Here is a 20,901-nt window from a genome sequence, read left to right on the forward strand (position 1 = left end):
CTCCGATTGATGAAAAGGTGGACCAGAATTCATCGGAGGTCAATGGGTTGCCGTGTTGCTTTTAGGTTCCGCCCGTTGTCAGTGGCGGTGTTCGTGGTCCGGGTGGGCGGGGTCGCCGGGGTGCTCGTGCCCCGCCGCGTACACCACTCCGGCTCGTGCCTGGTCGAACCAGTCGAAGAAGGCGCGGTGGCCCGCGGCGCGGCGCAGGTCGTGCTCGACGCCGTCGCGGACCTGCCCGTACGGCAGGAAGTCGCCCGGGGCCGCCCGGCCGAAGGGGTCCACTCCGCGCCGTAGTGCGTCCGGGGTGAGGAAGCGGTCCCGGTTGCGGTCGTAGTAGTCCTGTACGGCCGCCTCGGGGACCTCCTGCTGCTTCTCCAACTCGGTCAGGAGGAGGCGGGCTGCGGGGGAGTGGGCGAGGGTTGCGGCGATGATGCTGCCGAGGTCGGCGACGTCGGTGCCGGCGACTTCCAGGACCCGGGTCGGGGATACCTCCTGCGGTGGTGCCAGGCCCCGTTCTTCGCAGGCTCGGCGGGCCAGTTCGTCGGCGACGACCACTTGCGTGGCCCAGCGGCGGCGTTGGCGCTCTGCGCGGGCCGACAGTGCCTCGTCGTGTCCGTCGGCGGGCGCGGCGCCTTCGTGGCTGGTCGCGCCCGCGCGGCGGTAGCCGCTGATCGAATACGGCCCCGCGCCCCTGAGGGGCGCTACGGGGACCCTGCTCAAGAAAGCATCCACCCTTTCCTTGGGCAGGGGCTCGCCCCTCAGCACCGCAGCGTGGTCCGTCATGGGGTCACCTCCAGCACGATCGCCTCCGTGTAGGCGACCCGGCCGTGCCAGGCGATCTTTGCCATGAGCCAGTACGAGCCGGGCTCGATCGCGCTGCCGTCGATGTCGACGAAGACGTCCAGGTGCTCGCCCGGGGGCACGGTGAAGCCCTGGCAGCCCGGGTCGACTCCTCCCCAGGTGTGCCAGGAGGAGACGGTCCACAGGGTGCCGTTGACCGGGCCGAGGGTGCCGTTGTGCAGTCGTACAGGGACGCGGGTCCGCTCGCCCCTGCGCACGCCGATCTGTTCAACTCCCATATTCGCGAGGAGAGTTGGTGCCGCGTGGCGCTCGCCCGGAACGTCGAGCGCCACGACATCCTCGTACGTCTGCCCCTCGTAGGTCAGACGCGCGGTCAGCCAGTGCCGACCGGGTGGGGCATCCTCGGGCGGTGTCACCGTGACCTCGCAGAGGGTGAAGCCGCCGGGGGCGAGCGCGTACGGCACCTCGCTCGGCTCGGCCCGCCAGCCGGGCGGGACGCCGATGGTGACGGTGCCGGAGACGGGCGCGTCGGTCAGCTCCGAGGCGATCCGGACCGTCGCGGTGACCGGGCCTTCGGAGGCGGTGAGCACGGTCGGGGAGACGTAGGCGGTCACCGGCATGTTGCCGCGCGGTGCCGGGCCGGAGTTGTGCAGCCAGTAGCGGGTGGGGACGGGTTGTGCGGGCTCGTGGGCGGCTACTCCGGGGGCGTACGGCGGCCTGGGCCCCTCGGGTGGGGTGGCGAGGAGGGTCGCGACCTCGAAGCCGGTCAGGCCGATGCCGAGCGCTCCCTGGCCGTCGGGTGCCAGGGACTCGCCGGGCGTCTCCAGGACGTCCGCCCGGGCGCCGCGCACCCACTCCTTCGGTCCGCGGACGCGGGCCCGCACCGGACGCCCGTTCACCTCGTGTACGCGTACGACGACCCCGCGCCCCGGATCGGTCGGCGCCACGCTTCCGCGCGCGAGCGGAGACCCGGCGGGCTTGAGCGCGTCGAGCAGGACCTCACCCGCCGGTTCCACGGTGAGCAAGGTCAACTCCCTTGGGAGGGAGGCGAATTCCGTGTGAGTTCGTATGCGGGCGGTGAGCGGATGGTTGAACTCATGCCCGACACGGGGGAGTTGGCGTTCGCGCCAGTCGCCCTCGCCCGCGACGACCGCGTACTCGAAGGTGTGGGACCAGCGTTGGAGCTGGAACGCCGAGCCGTCGGGGGCCGTACGGCGGGGCGGGTCGACCCAGACGCCGGAGGGCCAGCCGGTGCAGGAGCGCATCAACGACATGTAGAGGTCGCCGGAGGAGGTGACCACGCAGCCGGGAGTGCCCCGGTTGAGGACGGCGAAGCTCCGTCCGTCCCAGGCGTCGCCGGGCGGGAGCGCCTCGCCTCCCCCCGCGGCCGTGGCCCGTACGACAGCGTCGTCCAGGTCGGCGATCAGCGCGTCCACCGCCTTCGCGTCGCCCTCGGCGTCCGCGCCGGCGATCACCAGCAGCGGCAGCCGCTCCAGGTCGCGCAGGTCGGCCCCGGGCACCCACTCCTCGCGCAGCGAGGCACGCGGCGCGACCCACACGGCCGCCACACCGCCCTCGGCCAGCTGGCGCTGGAGTTCGCGCCCTGCGGCCGGATCCCAGCCCAGCGCCTCGCGGACGAGGGAGTTGCGGTCCGGGCCGCCGACGGCGATCCGGATGTCGGGGAGATTAGAGTCGACCTCCAGGTCGCCGTAGCGCGGACCGCCGGCGATGGTGGAGGTGGCGGTGACTCCGGCGCGGACGAGGGCTGCGGCGAGCGGGGTGCCCAGCTCGCCGGCCTCGCTCCAGGAGGCGTACACGAGTTCGGCGACCCCGATCGATCGCCGGCCTATCAACTCCCCTGTGTCGTACCGTAGTTCGACCCGTGCCGTGGACCCCAGCCCGAACCAGGTGTTGGCCGGGTTGTCCAGCGTCCACGGAAACTGCTCGCTGTCCACGTCCACGAACCCGAACCCGCGCCCGATCACCGCGTCCGCCACCTCGTGCACCGGCAGTCCGCCCTGTACGTCGGAGGGCCAGCGGACCCGGATCAGCCGGTCGGCGCCGTCGTAGCCGTCGATGGTGGTGGTGACGTCGAGGCGGTCGACGCCCTGCCAGAGGGTCAGCCGCTGGGTGTAGGCGAAGACACCGAGGTCGGCGCGGACGGTGATCCGGGACCCCGCCGGAGAGTGTGACACTTCCACCGAAGCCGTCACGTCTCCGCTGCGGGCCACCGTCGTGCCGGTCGGTGTGAGGTGCCAGGGACCCTCGCCGAAGCGTGGGTGGCGCGGGTACTCCTCCTGTACGACCAACTCGTTGCCGATGTCGCCGGGGCGCAGCAGCTCCCGGCCGCCCTCACCGACCGCGCGCAGGCCGCTGACGGCGCCGCCGCGGGCCGGGTCGACCGTCACCTCGTAGAACTCGTTGCGGATGGTCGTGCCCCCGCCGGGTGCCCATTCGGGGGCCGAACCCTCGGTGAGGGGGAGGGCCTTGAGGCCCATGCCGGGCAACTCCGGTACGACGACATGGAGTCGGCCGTCCTCGCGGACGGCGGGGAGGCCGACCGGTACGAGGCCCGGGTCGTCCACCGTCAGGACGTCCCGTCGCTGCCAGGTCGCGGAGTTGAAGACGACCAGGTCGGGACCGTCCCCCGGCGTCACCCGGTCGGCGAGCGCCTGGGTCGCGTCGGTGTGCACGGTCTCGGCCAGGTCGTACAGCTCGCGCCAGCCGGTCATCAGATCGATGTAGACCTGGTCCGACTCCGAGCCGGTGATGGCGTCGTGGTGGGCGCCGTAGATCAGCTGACGCCAGGCCTTGTCCAGCGCCGCGTCCGGATACGGGTGCCCGGTAACCAGGGAGGCGAGGGTCGCCCAGGCCTCCGCGTCGGCGAGGAGTGTCTCGCCGTACCGCTGGGCCTGCTTGGTGTCGATGTAGGAGACGTCCTTACCGGTGTAGACCGGGTTCATGTCCCGTGTCTGCGGGGAGGCCTTGCGGCCCTCGGCGTCGAGCTGGGCGCGGACGGCGGCGAAGAAGTCGCGCGGGGTGCCGCTGATGAAGCGAGGCCAGACGTAACGCTCGTTCCAGTCGCGGTGGATCGCCATCACCCAGCGGCACGGGGGCGCGTAGTCGCCGCCGACCGGGAGCAGGACGTTGCGGGTGAGGGCGACCTTCTTCAGGCCCCGGAACAGCTTGAGGGCGGCGGCCTCCGCCTCGGGGAGGGTGGGGGCGTTGTCGATCGCCCAGCCCGCGCCGTAGTGGTTGACCATGTAGGCGGTCAGGAGCCCGCGACCGGACGGGGCGATCCAGCTGAACTCGGCCGGAAACTGCATGCGCCCGGGATCGCGCGGCTCCTCGCCGAAGACGGAGAGGGTCGGCCCCCACTGATGGAACGGGCCGCGCGCCCACGAGCTGGAGCTGATCCCCGCGTCCGCCATCAGCCCCGGGAACTGCGGGTCGTGCCCGAACGCGTCCAACTGCCAGGCCGTCTCCGGCGATCCGCCCATGATCCCGCGCTGGAACCCGTCGCCGTACAGCGCGTTCCGTACGGTCGCCTCGGCGCCGGTGAGGTTGGTGTTCGGCTCGTTGTAGGTGCCGCCCATGATCTCGACGCGGCCGGTGCGCATCAGCTCGCGCAGGAAGGCGCGCTCCTCCGGGAAGGCGTCCCAGTACGGCTTGAGGTAGTCCACCTCCGCGAGCACGAAGGTGTACGCCGGGTCGCGGCGGGCCAGGTCGCAGTGGGCGCGGACCAGGCTCATCCCGGACTGGCCGCGCGAGTCGAAGGTGCGGGCCGGGAGGCCGGTGACGGCGGGCTCGTCGGCCACGTCCCAGGTCTCGGTGTAGGCAGCCTGGGTGTTCCACCACACGGGGTCGTAGTGGAAGTGGCTGACCATGAACATGGTCCAGCCGGGCTCGGCGGCCGTGAAGCCGAGGGTGTGCCGGGTGACCAGGTCCCCGTCGACGGCGGTCAGTGTCACCTCGCGGCGGTCGCCGGGCGCGAGGCCCTCGACCGCCACGGCTATCTCGGCGCGCACGGTGCCGTCGTCGCCCGTGGTGGCGACCGCGTCCCCGGTGACGCCCGGGCCCTCGACGGTGAGCAGGACCGTACGGCCCGGGGTGTGCTCGATCCCGGCGGCGATCACCTGGAGCGGGCGCTCGGCGGTCCCGACGAAGAGTTCGGTCGACTCGGCAGAGGTGACGCGCATGGGTCTCCTACGAGGATGTCGGCGAAGACCCCATCCTGGCATCGCCCGGATGGTTCAATCAACCATCTTCACGTTTCCTCGGTGGTTCATCCATGCAACCTCGGCCGTGCTCGATCGGTCGCTCTCACCTCGTCCGGCGCGACTTCACCGCATGCTGCGGCGTGATGTGGTCGGTGAGCGCGAGCGAGGCACTGGCGCGCTGGTAGGAGAGCTGGGAGACCCGGACGTAGAGGCAGTCGACGATCATCAGGACCGAGTGCCGGCCGCCGATGCTGCCGGTGCGGAAGCTGGTCTCCGATGTGGCCGAGATGAGCCGGATGTCGGCGGCCCGGGCGAGCGGGGAACGAGGGTCCGTGGTGAGCGCGACCGTCGTCGCACCCCGCTCCTTGGCCATCTCGAACGGCTCGATGGTCTCGCGGGTCGCCCCCGAGTGCGAGATGCCGATCACCACGTCCGCGGGGGTGAGCAGCGCCGCGGACGTGGCCGCGCCGTGCACCTCGGTCCAGCCGCGCACCTGGCAGCCGATGCGGAACAGCCGCGTCTCCGTCTCCTGCGCCACCGCGCCGCTGCCGCCGACGCCGTACACATCGATACGGCGGGCCTTGGCCAGGGCCTGGGCGGCTCTTTCGAGCGCGTCCAGATCGATACGGTCGATGGTCTGCTGGATCGCCCTCAGGTCCGCGCTGCCGACGACCTGGACGACCCGCTCCAGGCTGTCGTCCGGTGAGATGTCCGGCCCGATCTCGGCGGAGCCCCAGTCGGAGGCCTCGCCGCGGCCGCGCTCCTGGGCCAGTTCGATCAGCAGATGCTGGTAGGAGTCGAGGCCGATGGCACGGCAGAAGCGGGTCACCGTGGCCTGCGAGGTCCCGGTGCGACGGCCCAGCTCGGCGGCCGAGCAGTGGGTGACGGCGGCCGGATCCTCCAGGATCAGCTCGCCGACCTTCCTCAGGGAGCCGGCCAGCCTCGGCAGCTCGGTGCGGATCAGTGTGGTGACGTCCGTCGAGGGCATGAGGAGAAGGTATCAGCCACCCTTCGGGGTGGGGATTGAATACCAGGACCAGGAAGGCGAGCGGTGCTCACGCGTTGTCACACGTTGACTCCCGCGCATTGCTCGCTGCATGAGCCATGTGATTTATTGATTCAGCTGTGGAGTCGCATAGGGTGGTTCAATCCACCGGTGGGGAGTGTCGCGTGTCCGTCGAGTCCGTGAGCGCCGAGGGCTTCGCGCGGGAGAGCCTGACCGTTCTGTCCGACATCACCGAGGCCGCGCGCGACGAGGTCGCCGGCGCGGCGGAACTGATCGCCGACTGTGTGCGCGCCGACGGTGTGATACAGGCGTTCGGTACCGGGCACTCCCAGGCGATCGTGCTCGAACTCGCGGGGCGTGCGGGTGGGCTGGTGCCGACGAATCGGCTGAGCATCGCCGACCTCGTTCTCTACGGCGGTGACGCACCCAGCGCGCTCGACGATCCGCTCCTGGAGCGGAAGGAAGGCGTGGCCGAGCGGATCTATCGGCTCGCCGCGCCGCGTCCGCAGGACCTGTTCGTGATCATCTCGAACTCGGGCGTCAACAACGTGATCGTCGAGACAGCCCTGCAGGCGAAGAAGAACGGCCACCGTCTGCTGGCCATCACCTCCCTCGCTCACACACGTGCCGTGCCGGCGGGGCATCCCAGCGGCAAGAAGCTCGCCGATCTGGCGGACGTCGTTCTCGACAATCGCGCTCCTCGCGGGGATGCGTTGCTGGACTTGCCGGGTGGTGGGTCCGTCTGTGCGCTGTCCACGCTCACCGGAGTGATGCTCGTGCAGATGGCTGTTGCCGAGGCGTCTCGGTTGCTGCTTGATGCGGGGGAGCGGCCGCCGGTCTATGTGTCGGCGAACGTGCCTGGGGGGTTTGAGGGGAATCTGGAGTTGGAGAAGCGGTACGCCGGGCGGATTCGGCGTACTGCGAGTTAGCTCCGCTGGGAGGGCTCCTCGCGCCCCTTCAGGGCGTCAGTGTGACCGCAAGTGGATAGGCGCCCGTCGTCATTGAACCCTCGACCTCCCCACTGGCCACGTCTATCGGCACCAAGGTGTCTTCGTCGGCTGTTGTGACGTAGGCCTTGGTGCCGTTCCAGTTCAGGGCCACGTCGAAGGCCGACTTGCCGACTGTTACCTGCCTGCCGGGGGCTCCTGTCACTGTGTCGACCGGTGTGACCGTGTCGCCGTTGCTCGGGCTGATCCAGAGGGTGCGGCCGTCCGGGGAGAGTGCGAGGCCGTAGGCCTGGCCGGTGACCAGGAGGGTCGGCTCCGTGGTGTTGGTCGCGGTGTCGATCGGGGTGACGGTCGAGCCGCCGGAGTTGGAGACGTAGACCGTCTTTCCGTCGGGTGCTGCGACCACGTTGAAGGGGTTCGGGCCCACGGGGACGGCGGCTTCGGGCTTCCCGGTGCTCAGGTCGACCGGCGAGACCGTGTTGTCGTGGATGTTGGCCACGTACAGGGTGCTGCCGTCCGGTGTGATCGCCATGTTCTCCGGGCCCGAGCCGACCGGGATCGGGGTGCCGGTCCTGAGGTCGGCCGTGTTGATCGGCTGGACCGTGCCGTCCGTGTAGTTGGCGACCCAGAGCGTACGGCCGTCCGGGGTCAGGGCCAGGCCGGCGGGTACGTGGCCCACCGGGACCGTCGCGGTGACCTTGGACTGGGCGATGTCGATCACGCTGACCGTGTCGGAGCCCTGGTCGGCGGCGTAGGCGGTGTGGCCGTCGGGGCTTGCGACCACCTCTCCCGGGTTGTTGCCCACCGCGATGTCCGTGCTCTTGCCGGAGGTCAGGTCGATCGAACTGACCGATGCTCCACTGAAGTCGGCGGTGAGGGCGTCCGGTGTGTCCGTGCCGTCCGTGATCCGGACCGGGATCGCCCGGGTGAGGATGCCGGTGCCGGACAGGACGAGGGAGTGGACGCCTGTCGTGCTGCCGGCGGTGAGGGTGACCGTCGCCGAGGCGGTGCCGCCCGCCGGGACCGTGACGGTGCCCTCTGCCGGGGATGCGGTGACGCCTTCGGGTGCGGTCAGTTTCCAGGTCACCGTGCGGGACGCGGTGGAGCGTGGGTCGGAGAGGGCGAGGGTGACCGTGTCCGTCGCGCCGGGCTTGAGGCTGAGGGACGTCGGGGTGAACGAGGCGTCCACGCCCGGGTCGGGGGCCGTGTCGAGCATCGTCCGGTACAGGAACTGGTCCATCACCCCCGGCGAGACCTGCTGCGGGATCGCGTCGAGGCCCTTGCGCTCGGACCTGAGACGGTTCCAGTAGGTCGTGACCGCGCCGGTGTCGCCCTTCTTGTTCGCCAGGAGGAGGTCCACGGCTGTCCCGCCCGCGGTGCCGTAGCCGCCCAGCTTGTCCAGCCAGGGTGAAGTCTCGTCCAGGAAGGAGGAGTTGTGGAGATGGGCGCGCAACTCGTCCGGCGTCGCGGCCATGTCCGTGAAGTACGACTTGAGGGCGGTGGCTGCCCGGTCGAGGCCGGTGTTCTCCTCGTACGCCGTACGGAAGTCGGCGATGAGGCGCGTCAGGGTGGGGGACTCGGTCGTGTCCAGCTGGGAGGAGTAGTTGTTCTCGGCGAAGATGCGCAGCCAGTGCGCCGCCGAGGGGCCTGCCAGGTCCTTGACCGAGGCGAGGAAGGCGGTGCGCGGGTCGTAGGCCCCGGGGTTCCAGAGGTAGGCGGCCGACGTGAACAGGGCCAGGCGGCTGGCCTCGCCCTGGATCATCGGGTTGACGGTCACGCCGGTGGCCGCGCTCGCCACGCCGGGGTCGCGGCCGGTGTAGGGACCGAGGAGGAGGCGGCTGGTGACGTAGTCGTTCACCGGGTAGTTGTCCCAGACCAGGATCGGGTGGCCGTAGACCTCGCGGGCCTGTTTCACCTGGTCGGTGGTGATGGTGGGGGCGATCACGCCCACGCCGGTCCACTCCACGACGACGGCCGGGTCGAGCTGCTCGCGCAGGGCCTTCTTGTACGGGGAGTCGGCGAGGTCGGAGTACTCGGTGGGGACCATCTCCAGCGGCTGGACATCGGTGTGGGTGGCCGAGAAGGCCTTCCGGACCTCGTTGAGGAGGTGTGCCTGGGCCGCGCCCGCCGCTGCTCCGCCCGTGCCGAAGGCCTTCTCGTCGGCGTCGCAGTTCCACTTGGTGTAGCTGATGTCGTCCAGAGGGATCGCGAAGGACCGCACGCCTATGGCGTACAACGAGTCGAACTTGCGGGTGAGGGCCGCGATGTCGGACTCGGAGGAGTAGCAGACCGACAGACCGGGGGAGAGGGCGTAGGTGAAGCGGACGTGGTTGGCGTCGGCCCGGTCGACCAGTTCCTTGAGCCGGGCCAGTTCGGCGGCCGGGTACTCGTCGCGCCACTGGCCGCGGAGGTAGGGGTCGTCCTTGGGGGAGTAGACGTAGACGTTCTGCTTCGTACGGCCGTAGAAGTCGAGCTGGGCAAGGCGTTCGGCGTGCGTCCAGGGAGTGCCGTAGAAGCCCTCGACCACTCCGCGGAGGGCGGCGGAGGGCCAGTCGCGGAGGGTGACGGTGGGCAACCGGTGTGGCTTGACGGTCAGTTGGCGCAGGGTCTGGGCGGCGTAGAAGGTGCCGGTGGTGTCCGTGCCGGAGAGGGCGAGAAGGGCGCGGTCGTGCGCGCGGCCCGAGGCGAGGGTGTAGCCGCCGGAGGGGAGGCCGGTCGGGGGCTTGGCGTGCAGTCGCCTCAACGCGCCTGCCGTGGCCGGGTTTTCGGTGGGGCCGCCGACGTAGACGGTCAGGGCGGCCGCCGGCGGTTGGTCGTCGGCGTTCACCGCCGTGATCCGTCGGGCGCCGGCTTCGCGCAGGACGGACTCGACGAGATGGCGGGCGGAGGGGTCGGTCTTCGGGCCCACGACCTCCACCACCCGCTCGGGAACCCGGAGTTGGCCTCCCTTCGCCTCGATGTGCCGGGGCGTCGGCCATACCTGGGGCACCGGGGACCGGGTGGCCGCTGCCGCCGGTGACAGGGCCGGGACGGTGAGTCCGGCGGTCAGCAGGAGGGTGGCCGCCGTGAGGCGCCATGGACGTCTGGCAGGGAACATGGATTCTCCTGAGCCATGGGTGAATGCATCCACCGGATGATGCTAGAGATGCTGAATGGAGCATTCAATGGGGCGCCGGTCCGCTGCTGCGGCGGACCACGAGCTCCACGGGGACCAGTGGCTCGACGGGCGTCGGCTCGGTGCGGCCCTCCACACGGTTCAGCAGGAGCCGTAGCGAACGGGTGCCGATCTCGGTGAAGTCCGTGCGTACGGTCGTCAGGGGCGGGAGCAGATGCGCCGCCTCGGGGATGTCGTCGTAGCCGACGACGCTCACCTCGTCCGGCACCGGGCGGCCCGCCTCGTGCAGGGCGTGCAGGAGGCCGAGAGCCATCTGGTCGTTGGAGGCGAACACCGCGGTGACGTCCGGGCGTCGGGCGAGCAGGCGGCCGAGCTCGTAGCCGGAGCCGGCGCTCCAGTCGCCGAACAGCGGGTCGGGGAGCTCGGCGCCGGCCGCCGTCAGGGTCTCCCGCCAACTCGCCAGTCGCTGGTCGGCGGAGGTCCAGCCGTCCGGGCCCGCGATGTGGTGGACCGTGCGGTGGCCCAGGGCCAGCAGATGTCCGGTGGCCTTGCGGGCGCCGGTGTGCGAGTCGGCGGTGACGAAGGACGCGCCGCCCCCGACCTCGCTCTCCAGCACCACCAGCGGAGTGTCCAGGTGGGCCTCCGTCAGCGCCCGGCCCACCCAGCGCTGCGGGGCGATCGCGATGACGCCGTCGGCCCCTTCGGCCGACAGCCGGTCCACCGCCCGTACGACGGTCTCCTGGTCGGCCGTGTCCAGGGCGATGGAGCTGACCAGGTAACCGGCTTCCTGGGCGGCGGTGTTGATCGCCGTGAGGACGGAGGCGGGGCCGTACCGGGCGGCGTCGAAGGAGATCACACCGAGCATCCGGGTCCGGCCGCTGGCCAGCGAGCGCGCGCTGCGGCTGGGGCGGTAGCCGAGCGACCGCATGGCCGCCGTGACCGACTCCCGTGTCTCGGGGCGGACGGAGGGATGGTCGTTGAGCACGCGCGAGACGGTCTGCTTGGAGACGCCGGCGAGCCGGGCCACGTCGTCCATCACGGGTCGGGCGCCCGCGAAGTTCCGTCGGCGACGCGCCTTGGGGGCGGGGGAGTCGTCGGCGGAGTCGCGGGTCATGGCGGCTTTCCTCGGCTGAACGCGGTCGGCGGGCGGGGCCCACAGCATAGGCCGAGGCCCCTCCGACGGGCGCTCTCAGTCCTCTCGGGCCGCCCATGTCCGTACGACGACCCACTCGGCCCCGACGACCGCGGCCGTCCCCGTGGCCCCGCGCGCCCGCTCGGGCACGTACACCGGAGCGTCGGCGGCGAGCGGCAGCACCCGCAGGTGCAGCGGCTGGCCGGGACAGAGCCGATCGAGGCCGATGTCCCACACCCGCCCCGAGAAGAACTGATCGGCCACGAGCGTCTCGCCCACATACGCGCGTGCCACGTCCCCGGTCCACCGGATCCGCAGGATCGTGCCGGCCGGGAGGCCCGACGGTACGTCGACGCGGTACTCGGCCGCCGAGGTGTCGAAGTACTTGTCCGCGGGAGCGCTCGCCCGGTCCAGTACGCCCGTCACGGGCGCGGGAGCCGCCCCCGCGGTCCGGGTGAGCGTGACGGACGCGGCGGGGGCGTCTTGGCGCTCGTCGGGCTCGATCGTGTAGCGCGTGAACACCCCGTCCGCCGCGTCCCGTACGGCCGCTGCCCCACCAACCTCCGGAGCTTTCCCTGGAGTTGGGAAGACCGCGAACGACGGCCGCGCCGCTCGGCTGTGCACCCGCACCTCGCCCTCGCCCTCACCGTCGCCCTCGTCGAACACCACCCCGTCCGCGCACAGCACCAGCCGCTCGGCGCCCCACGCCACACCCCGGTACAGCGTCCGTGCCGTCGCCGCGTCCAGTACCAGCAGCCCGACCCGTCCGCCGTCCGCCGTGTCGACCTCGACAAGCGCGTCGGTGCCGGGTCGGAGCCCGGTGACCAGAACACGTTCCGCCACGGGGGCGACCTCGCCGGAGGGCGTTCTGACGGAGGTCAACGTCCCGGTGCCCAGGGCGAGTTCGGCCGCGATCCCGTCGGTCGCGGCCAGCACCAGGACCGTACGGCCGTCCGCCTCGACCGTGCACACCGGCTGCGCGGTCGCCCACTCCAGGCGCAGGCCCGCGACGTCGAGACGCAGCGGCCAGCAGAAGTGGGCGCCGGAGGGGACGGTGACGGGTGTGCTCGGCAGGGCCAACTCATCTGAATCGCGGGGGAGTTCAAGGGTGAAAGAGGTCTCCGGGTGGTCCGGCAGTGGCTCGTGCGGCTGGTGGTTGTTGACGAACAGGAAGCCCGAGGTGCCGTCGCTGCGCACGGCCCAGCGCAGGGTGTCGCGATCGTCCTGGCCCCTCGGCCGGCGCTCGGGCAGGACCGACTCCATCGGGGCGATCAGATGGCCGTACTCCGCCAGCATCAGGTGCTGGAGCCGGAGTTCGTGGTACGAGGGGCGGTACTGGCCGTGCTCGCCGAGGGGCGCCTGGAAGTCGTACGTCAGGATCGGCAGGTCGTTCGGGTAGCCGGTGGCGTGGGACTCCTGGAGGGGTGTCGATTCGCCGGCCGGGTTGGTGCCGCCGTGGAACATGTAGTAGCCCTGCCAGACCGAGCCGCAGCCGATCTTGGTGAGGCCTAGTGCCCCGATGTCGGCGGCCTCCACCCGGGGCCGACGGTGATAGGCGACCGCCATCCCGCCGCCCAACTCGCAGGTGGCCCAGGGGAATCGGTCCGCGAAGGCGTCCGGAGTGCCACCGCGCACGGTGGTGGGGCGCAGATCGGCGCCGATGCCCTCGTCGTCGCGCTGGTGGGTGAAGAAGAAGTGCTTGCGGCAGGTGTCGGGCCAGCCGCCGTCCGCCTCGGTCCAGAACGTCTCGGTGTAGCCGCCGTAGAGGGGGAGCAGTTCGTCGGGCGGGAGCTGGACTCCGCCCCAGGCCGTCGAGGTCCACAGGGGTGCCGCGAGGCCCACGTCCTGCGCCATGCGCTTCAGGGTGAGCAGATGGCCGGGCTGGTCGTAGAGCTCGTTCTCGATCTGGATCGCGACGATCGGGCCGCCGTGGGCGCGGTCGAGACCGCGGAGCTGGTCGGCGATGGCCGCGAACCAGGTGCGGACCGGTTCCAGGTAGGCCGGGTCGTCGGTGCGGGGCGTGCAGTCGCGGGCCAGGAGCCAGTCGGGGAGGCCGCCGCCCCGGACCTCCGCGTGGGACCAGGGGCCGATGCGGGGGATGAAGTCCAGGCCGTGGCGGGCGCAGAGCTCGGCGAAGCGGCGCAGGTCCCGGCCGCCGTCGAAGCGGACGCGGCCCTCGGTCTCCTCGTGGTGGATCCAGATGACATAGCTCGCGACCGCCGTCACCCCGGCCGCCTTCATCTTCAGCAGCTCCTCGGACCAGGCGGCGGCCGGGTACCGGGAGTAGTGGAACTCGCCCGAGACCGGGAACCAGGGGCGGCCGCCGCGGGTGAGCCAGCGGCTGGTCACCTCGATCGGGTCGGGGACGCCGGGGGCGTCGGTGAAGGGGAGATGGCCGGTCAGCGGGGGTGCGGAGGGGACGGGGACACGCAGGTGGTGCGGTCGGGTCATCGGGGCTTCTCCGGGCGGCCGAGGATGAAATGTTACCGGTAACATTAGTTCTCGACGAGGGTCCGTGACCCACAGGTGTTCGATGTTGTGGTGCGGGTCACAGCGGGTCTAGGGTGAAATCGCTTGGAGGTCTTGCCGGGGACGAGTCGAGTGGCGGCGCGCGACCGGACCGGCTCCGGGTGAGGGAAGTGATCGCGTTGTCCGTCGCCTGGGACGACATCGGCGGGCTCGTCGATGCCCATGAACGATTTCTGGCCGGTGCGCGGGTCGAGACGGACGTGCGGGGCTCGGTGCTGGAGTCCTGGAAGCGGTGCCGCTCCTCGGGGCTCGAACCGAATCAGCTGCTGGTCCCGTACGCGCCGGGTCTCAGCCTGGACGAGCGGTTCCTGCGGGCTGCCGACCCCGTGCTGCAGGAGCTGACGGCCTCGCTGGCCGAGGTGGGCATGACGGTCGTGCTGTGCGATGCGCAGGGGCGGATGGTGCAGCGGCTCGGCGGTGATCTGCGGCTGCGGAGCCGGCTCGACGAGGTGAGCTTCGCGCCGGGGTTCGACGCGTCCGAGCCGGTGGTCGGCACCAACGGTGTCGGCACCGCTCTCGCCGAACGCGGGCCCGTCTACGTCGTCGGGCGCGAGCACTTCGCCGACTGCCTTCAGCCCTTCGCCTGCGCGGGCGCCCCGGTCCGCGACCCGCTCAGCGGGCGCATCGAGGCCGTCCTCGACCTGACCTGTCTGCGTGACGACGGCGACCCCACCATGCTGCGGCTGGTCCGCGAGGCCGCCCGCACTATCGAGGCCCGGCTGCTGGAGCAGGCGACTCGGCGCGAGCGGGCACTGCTCGCCGCGTACCGGCGGGCCGGCCTGGAGTCGGGCGATCCGCGACGCCGGACCGACGGGCCCGACGGGGACGCGCTCGGCCGGATCGACCTGGCCGTGCTGCGGGAACGCGCCGAGGAACTCATCGCCTCACCGGACCGGACCCTGGACGAGGTGGCCCTGCCGGGCGGTCGGGTGGCCACACTGTTGCGGCGTCAGGTCACGGGCGCGGCAGGGGAGTTGGGGGTGGCGGTCGAGGCGCGGATTCTCGGCGGGCCGCGGGTGAAGGGGTTCGGCGGGCCGCAGGAGGGGGCGGACGCGGCGGAGGCCGACGCTGGTGCTGGTGCTGGTGCTGGTGCTGGTGCTGGTGCTGGTGCGGAGGCAGGGGCGCGGGCCGGTGCGGGGGCTCGGGCCGGTGCGGTGCCCTCGGTCGGGGGCGTGCCGGTGGCGATGGCCGCGGCTGCTTCCACGACCGCTCCACCGGCCGTGCCTGCGACCGCCGGACCGGCCGTGCCTGCGACCGCCGGACCGGCCGTGCCTGCGACCGCCGGACCGGCCGTGCCTGCGACCGCCGGACCGGCCTCGCCTGCGACCGCCGGACCAACCCCGCCCGCAACCGCCGCACCACCCCCGTCCTCGGCGACCACCCCCACGGCTCCCCCTCGTGCCGCCCCCTCCTCACCGCCGGTACCTCCCGGCGTCGTACATTCCGTCGTGCCGTCGGCCGCTGCGCCCTCGCCCCTCGCGCCACCCACCCCCCAACCCCCCGAGACCGTCGGCGACATCCTCGGTCCCGCCGACAGTCGGCTGCTTCTTGTCGGCGAGCCCGGCGTCGGGAGGCTCGCCGTGCTGGCGCGCCGGCGGCTGGAGTTGTTGCACGAGGCCGGGGTGCGGATCGGGACCACCCTCGATGTCACGCGTACCGCAGAGGAGTTGGCGGAGGTGGCCGTCCCCCGGTTCGCCGACTTCGTCGCCGTGGATCTGCCGGATGTGGTGCTGCGGGGCGAGGAGCCGGGTTCGCTCGGTGCGGAAGTCCCGTTGCGGCGGGTGGCGTTGGGGGCCGTACACGAGGAGTCGCATCTGTGGCGTGTGGGCGACTCCGTCGCCTACGTGGCATCCACACCGCAGGCCCGGTGCCTGGAGAGCCGACGGGCCGTGCTGGAGCCGGTGCTGGCCGAGGCGCGCGGATGGAAGGCGCAGGATCCGCCGCGGCTGGAGCGGACTCTCGCGGCCGGCATACACTCCCTGGTCACCGTTCCGCTGCGGGCGCGGGGCGCGACCCTCGGCGTGGTCAGCTTCTACCGTGCCGAGAAGCCCGCCCCGTTCGAGGACGACGACCTCTCCCTCGCCCAGGAGTTGGCGAGCCGCGCGGCCATCTGCATCGACAACGCCCGCCGTTACACCCGCGAGCACCACACCGCCCTGGCCCTGCAGCGCAGTCTGCTGCCCAAGGGGCGGCCCGAGCAGAGAGCCGTGGAGGCCGCGTACCGGTATCTGCCCGCGCAGGCGGGCGTCGGCGGTGACTGGTTCGACGTCATTCCGCTGTCGGGCGCACGGGTCGCGCTGGTCGTCGGGGACGTCGTCGGCCACGGCCTGCACGCGGCGGCCACGATGGGCCGGCTGCGCACCGCGGTCCACAACTTCTGTTCCCTGGACCTCCCTCCCGACGACCTCCTCACCCACCTCGACGACCTGGTCGGCCGCCTCGACCGGGGCGAGGGCTGGGCGGTGGAGAGCAGCCAGGCCGACTCCGGCATCGTCGGAGCGACCTGTCTCTACGCCGTCTACGATCCGGTGTCCCGGCGCTGCACCCTCACCCGCGCCGGGCACCCCCTGCCCGCGGTCGTCCGGCCCGACGGCACCGTCGAGTTCGTGGACCTGCCCGCCGGGGCGCCGCTGGGCCTGGGCGGCATGCCCTTCGAGACCGTCGAGCTGGAGCTGGCCGAGGGCAGCCAACTGGTGCTCTACACCGACGGGCTGGTCGAGGACCGGCTGCGGGACATCGACTCGGGACTGGACCGGCTGAGTGCCGTCCTCGCCGTTCCCGAGCGGTCGCCGGAGGACACCTGCGAGGCGGTCCTCGACGCGCTGCTGCCGGCCCGTCCGACGGACGACGTGGCGCTGCTCGTCGCCCGTACGCACGTCCTCGGACCGGAGCGGGTCGCGCAGTGGGACCTGCCCAGCGACCCCGCGGTCGTCTCCCGCGCCCGTACCGCCGTCACCGAACAGCTCACCGCCTGGGGCCTGGACGACCTCGCCTTCACCACCGAGCTGGTCGCCAGCGAACTCGTCACCAACGCCATCCGCCACGCCACCGGCCCCGTCCAGCTCCGCCTGCTGCGCGACCGCGCCCTCATCTGCGAGGTCTCCGACGGTTCCGGCACCTCGCCGCGTCTGCGCCGCGCCCGCAACGAGGACGAGGGCGGCCGCGGCCTGTTCCTGGTCGCCCAGCTCACGGAGCGGTGGGGAACGCGGTACACGGCGGAGGGCAAGGTGATCTGGACGGAGCAGCCGTTGCCGTGAACGGCCGGTCTCTCAGTCCCCCCGCACCGGCAGCACCACCGTGAACACCGTCGCCCCCGCCCCGCCGTCCAGCTCGATCGTGCCGCCGTGGGCGCGGACCAGGGCGCTCGCCACCGACAGGCCCAGGCCGCTGCCGCCCCGGTCGCGGCTGCGGGCCTTGTCGACGCGGTAGAAGCGGTCGAAGACGCGTTCCCGGTCGGCGGGCGGGATGCCGGGACCGGTGTCCTCGACCCGTACCCGGGCCGTGCCCAACCCCGGCACGACCTGCACCGAGACCGGTGTACCGGCCGGGGTGTGGACGGCCGCATTGGTGAGGAGGTTGTCCAGGACCTGGCGGATGCGGTGCGGGTCGACGCGGACCTTCAGGGAGGGCGGGGCCGAGGTCACCGTCAGGGGACGCTCGGGGTGGCTCGCACGGAAGGCGGCGACCGCCTCCTCGACCAGCTCCACCAGGTCCGCCTCCTGCAGCCGCAGCGGCGCGTCCACCTCCGCCGCGTCCAGGCGGGCGAGCAGCAGCAGGTCGTCCAGGAGCACGCCCATCCGGGCGGCCTCGGCGCGCAGCCGGGCCAGATGCTTGTCGCGTTCCTCGGGGGCGTTGGCGGCGGCGTACTGGAAGAGGTCCGCGTAGCCCCGTACGGACATCAGGGGGGTGCGCAGCTCGTGGGAGGCGTCCGCGACGAAACGGCGCAGGCGCTGTTCCGCCTCCGCGCGGACCGCGAGCGAGTCGTCGATGTGCTCCAGCATCGTGTTGAAGGCGGTGCGCAGCTCCTCGACCTCCGGGCCGCCGCCCCGCTCGTCGGCGCGCAGCGGCAGCCGGGCCGCGGTGTCGGTGAGGTCGTGCGAGGCGATGCCGTGCGCCGTGTGCGCCATGTCGCTCAGCGGGTTCAGGCCCCGGCGCAGCATCCGCCGGCCGAACACCACCAGGGCGAGGAGCGCGAGACCGAAGGCGATCACCTGCACCGTGATCAGCCGGTCGATGGTGTCGTCGATCTCGGACATGGGGGCGGCGCTGACCAGCACCACCCCCGGCGAGACCGCGCAGGCCCGCAGCCGGTAGGTGCCCGAGCCGTCGATGTGCACGGTGCGCATGATCTCCGTGTCGGAGTGCGCCATCGTCCTGGCGAGTGCGGTGAGCGGGCGGATGTCGTGCGGGATGTCGGCGGGCTGCCGCAGCACGGCCGAGTCGCCCTTCACGTCGTACACCGCGGTGAACCAGCCCCAGTACGGTTTCTGCGTGACCGTGCCGTTCTCCTCGGCGTCCTTGGTCTGCACGGTCTGCACGACCTTCATCTGGTAGCCGAGCTGGTTCTCCAGGTAGTCGCGCATGTACGTGGTGAGCGCGGTGCCGACCACCGCGAACACGACCAGGGCCAGCGCGCCGAGGCCCAGGGCCAGCCGGGTGCCCAGGCGCATGCCGCGATACGCCCGCCACAGCCGCCGGATCACTCGGCCGCCTGCCGGATGACGTATCCGAAGCCCCGTACCGTCTGGATCAGCGGCTCGCCCGTGTCGTCCAGCTTGCGGCGCAGCCGGCTGACGACCAGCTCGACCACGTTCGAGCGTCCCCCGAAGCCGTACTCCCACACGTGGTCGAGGATCTGCGCCTTGGTCATCACGGTCGGCGACTTGCGCATCAGGAAGCGCAGCACCTCGTACTCGGTGGGAGTGACGGTCAGCAGCTTCTCGCCGCGGCGCACCTCCCGCGTGTCCTCGTCCATCGTCAGGTCCGCCACCCGGAGGACCGACCGCTGGAAGGACGGCCCGGCGCTGCGCCGCAGCACCGTCCGCAGGCGCGCCATCAGCTCCTCCACCGCGAACGGCTTGACCAGGTAGTCGTCGCCGCCCCGGGTCAGCCCGGCCACCCGGTCGGCCACCCCGTCCCGCGCCGTCAGGAACACCACCGGCACCATCGTCCCGGAGCGGCGCAGCCGGTCGAGCACGCCGAAGCCGTCCACGTCCGGCAGCATCAGGTCGAGGACGACGATGTCCGGATGGAACTCGCCGGCCAGCCTGAGCGCCTCCTCACCGGAGTTCGCGGTGACCGCGTCCCAGCCCTCGTAGCGGGCGACGGTCGCGACGAGATCGGCGATGGGCGGGTCGTCGTCCACGACGAGGAGGCGTACTTTTTCCACCCGCTCATAGTGCGGCACGCGGCTGGTCAGGCCATATGGTCAGGCACACAGCCGGCACATCGATAAGTACTTGTAAGTTGTACGACAGGTTATCGACAGCTCCCGCCAGCCAAGCTCGGTCACCCAGGACCCGATCAAGGAGCTGCCGTCCCGTGACGACCGTCCAATCGCCCCCCGCGCCCCCCACGGCGATACGGCCCAGGGTGGTGGCCCGTACGGGCCTGTACGCCGTGCTGGCCGCGAACGCGGCCGTGGTCACCTACTTCTTCGTCCAGCCCGGCTTCGCCGCCTCCAACGCGCTGATCGTGATCGGCCGCCTCTTCGGCGTCTACGGCGCCCTCGTGATGGCCTTCCAGCTGGTCCTGGTGGCCCGGCTGCCCTGGCTCGACCGCCGCATCGGCATGGACCGGCTGACCTCCTGGCACCGCTGGACCGGCTTCGCCCTGCTGTGGACCCTGCTCGCGCACGCCGTCTTCATCACCTTCGGCTACGCGGACGGCGCCGGCGTCGGCCCGGTCGGCGAGCTCGTCGACCTCGCCGAGACGACGGAGGGCGTGCTCCGCGCGATCGTCGCCCTCGGCATCATCCTCGTGGTCGGCGCCGTCTCGGCCCGCTACGCCCGCCGCCGCCTCGCCTACGAGACCTGGCACTTCATCCACCTGTACACCTACGTGGCGGTGGTCCTGGCCTTCACCCACCAGGTGGCGGTCGGTACGACGTTCACCTCGTCGTCGGCCGCGAAGACGTACTGGTACGCGGTGTGGGGCGTGGCCCTCGGCGCGGTCGTCCTGGGACGCGCCGTCCTGCCGCTGTGGCACAACACCCGCCACCAGTTCCGTGTCTCGGCGGTCGTCCCCGAGTCCGACAACGTCGTCTCGATCTACGTCACCGGCCGCGACCTCGACAAGCTCCCCGCCCAGGCCGGTCAGTTCTTCCTCTGGCGCTTCCTGACCCGCGACCGCTGGTGGCAGGCCAACCCCTTCTCCCTCTCCGCCGCCCCCGACGGCCGCACCCTCCGCCTGACCGCCAAGGCGGCCGGCGACGGCAGCGCCGCCCTGCGCCACGTCAAGGTCGGCACACGCGTCTTCGCCGAGGGCCCCTACGGAGCCTTCACCACCCTGCACCGCACGAGGACCGAGTCCCTCCTCATCGCCGGCGGCGTCGGCGTCACCCCCATCCGGGCCATCCTGGAGGACATCGAGGGCCACGCGGTCGTCATCTACCGCGTCGCCGGCGAACGCGACGCCGTCCTCTACGACGAGCTGCGCGAGCTGGCGGTGGCGAAGGGCGCCGAGCTGCATCTGGTCACCGGCCCGCCGGTCCCCGACAGGCTGGCGCCGCGCGAGCTGGCCCGCCTGGTGCCGGACATCGGCGACCGCGACGTCTTCCTGTGCGGACCGCCACCCATGATGAACGCCGTGCTGCGCAGCCTGGGCGACCTGGGCGTGACCAAGCGGCAGATCCACTTCGAGCGCTTCAGCCTGGCCGGCTGAGGGAGACGGGGAAGCAACGTGAAGCGAGCCATACCCGTCGTCGTCCTCAGCATCGCCGGCCTGGTCCCGGTCTGGCGCTTCGAGCCGTCGGCCGGCGGTACGACGTCCACCACCGAGTCCGCCTCGACACCGTCCGCGTCCGCCTCGTCGGGCTCCTCGGGCACCACCTCCGGCACGGTCGTCAAGGGCACGACGATCAACACGGACAAGGGGCCCGTGCAGGTCCAGGTGACCTTCTCGGGTGACAAGATCACGGCTGTGAGGATGCT

11 protein-coding genes and 1 pseudogene are annotated in these 20,901 nt (G+C 71.8%); 4 read left to right on the plus strand and 8 right to left on the minus strand.

Translation table 11 applies throughout. The annotated features are described in order from the left end of the window. Nucleotides 1–78: 78 nt before the first annotated feature. The 3 genes from ACWC09_RS19130 to ACWC09_RS19140 all read right to left on the minus strand — a co-directional run bounded on the left by ACWC09_RS19130 (nucleotide 79) and on the right by ACWC09_RS19140 (nucleotide 6,009). Nucleotides 79–783: a peptidyl-prolyl cis-trans isomerase gene (locus tag ACWC09_RS19130; protein ID WP_450851716.1), complete on the minus strand. Its 705-nt coding sequence runs from the start codon at nucleotides 781–783 to the stop codon at nucleotides 79–81. Continuing rightward, entirely contained in the window at nucleotides 780–5,000 is a 4,221-nt protein-coding gene (locus ACWC09_RS19135) for a glycoside hydrolase family 38 N-terminal domain-containing protein (RefSeq protein ID WP_450851717.1), read from the minus strand. The genes ACWC09_RS19130 and ACWC09_RS19135 overlap by 4 nt, the downstream gene beginning before the upstream one ends. A 124-nt stretch (nucleotides 5,001–5,124) precedes the next feature. Continuing rightward, nucleotides 5,125–6,009 carry a MurR/RpiR family transcriptional regulator gene (locus tag ACWC09_RS19140; protein ID WP_450851718.1) on the minus strand — a complete coding sequence of 295 codons (885 nt, stop codon included), beginning with the start codon at nucleotides 6,007–6,009 and terminating at the stop codon, nucleotides 5,125–5,127. 182 nt (nucleotides 6,010–6,191) lie between these two features. Between ACWC09_RS19140 and ACWC09_RS19145 the strand changes: the two genes are divergently transcribed. Next, nucleotides 6,192–6,956 carry a sugar isomerase domain-containing protein gene (locus ACWC09_RS19145; RefSeq protein ID WP_450851719.1) on the plus strand — a complete coding sequence of 255 codons (765 nt, stop codon included), beginning with the start codon at nucleotides 6,192–6,194 and terminating at the stop codon, nucleotides 6,954–6,956. Nucleotides 6,957–6,984: 28 nt separating this feature from the next. On the opposite strand, the gene ACWC09_RS19150 is transcribed toward ACWC09_RS19145, so the two are convergent. The 3 genes from ACWC09_RS19150 to ACWC09_RS19160 form a co-directional block, all read right to left on the minus strand. Further along, a complete protein-coding gene (locus ACWC09_RS19150) occupies nucleotides 6,985–10,071 on the minus strand; it encodes a beta-N-acetylglucosaminidase domain-containing protein (protein WP_450851720.1) in 3,087 nt (1,028 codons plus the stop codon). Between the two features lie 64 nt (nucleotides 10,072–10,135). Then, on the minus strand, nucleotides 10,136–11,203 hold the full coding sequence (locus tag ACWC09_RS19155) for a LacI family DNA-binding transcriptional regulator (protein ID WP_450851721.1): 1,068 nt from the start codon (nucleotides 11,201–11,203) through the stop codon (nucleotides 10,136–10,138). Nucleotides 11,204–11,278: 75 nt separating this feature from the next. Beyond that, a complete protein-coding gene (locus ACWC09_RS19160; protein WP_450851722.1) occupies nucleotides 11,279–13,672 on the minus strand; it encodes a beta-galactosidase in 2,394 nt (797 codons plus the stop codon). 188 nt (nucleotides 13,673–13,860) lie between these two features. Between ACWC09_RS19160 and ACWC09_RS19165 the strand changes: the two genes are divergently transcribed. Next, complete coding sequence (locus tag ACWC09_RS19165) at nucleotides 13,861–17,007, plus strand: SpoIIE family protein phosphatase (RefSeq protein ID WP_450851723.1); 3,147 nt, start codon at nucleotides 13,861–13,863, stop codon at nucleotides 17,005–17,007. A gap of 12 nt (nucleotides 17,008–17,019) precedes the next feature. On the opposite strand, the gene ACWC09_RS19170 is transcribed toward ACWC09_RS19165, so the two are convergent. Together ACWC09_RS19170 and ACWC09_RS19175 are read right to left on the minus strand one after the other, a co-directional pair. Next, nucleotides 17,020–18,453 carry a sensor histidine kinase gene (locus ACWC09_RS19170; RefSeq protein ID WP_450851724.1) on the minus strand — a complete coding sequence of 478 codons (1,434 nt, stop codon included), beginning with the start codon at nucleotides 18,451–18,453 and terminating at the stop codon, nucleotides 17,020–17,022. Further along, nucleotides 18,450–19,139: a response regulator transcription factor gene (locus ACWC09_RS19175; protein ID WP_450851725.1), complete on the minus strand. Its 690-nt coding sequence runs from the start codon at nucleotides 19,137–19,139 to the stop codon at nucleotides 18,450–18,452. Before ACWC09_RS19175 ends, ACWC09_RS19170 begins: the two co-directional genes overlap by 4 nt. Before the next feature lie 152 nt (nucleotides 19,140–19,291). Between ACWC09_RS19175 and ACWC09_RS19180 the strand changes: the two genes are divergently transcribed. Both ACWC09_RS19180 and ACWC09_RS19185 read left to right on the plus strand, forming a co-directional pair. After that, a complete protein-coding gene (locus tag ACWC09_RS19180) occupies nucleotides 19,292–20,632 on the plus strand; it encodes a ferredoxin reductase family protein (protein WP_450851726.1) in 1,341 nt (446 codons plus the stop codon). Nucleotides 20,633–20,650: 18 nt separating this feature from the next. Next, nucleotides 20,651–20,901: pseudogene (locus ACWC09_RS19185) on the plus strand (FMN-binding protein); the annotation flags it as partial.

It is taken from the genome of Streptomyces sp. NPDC001617 (assembly GCF_053596855.1).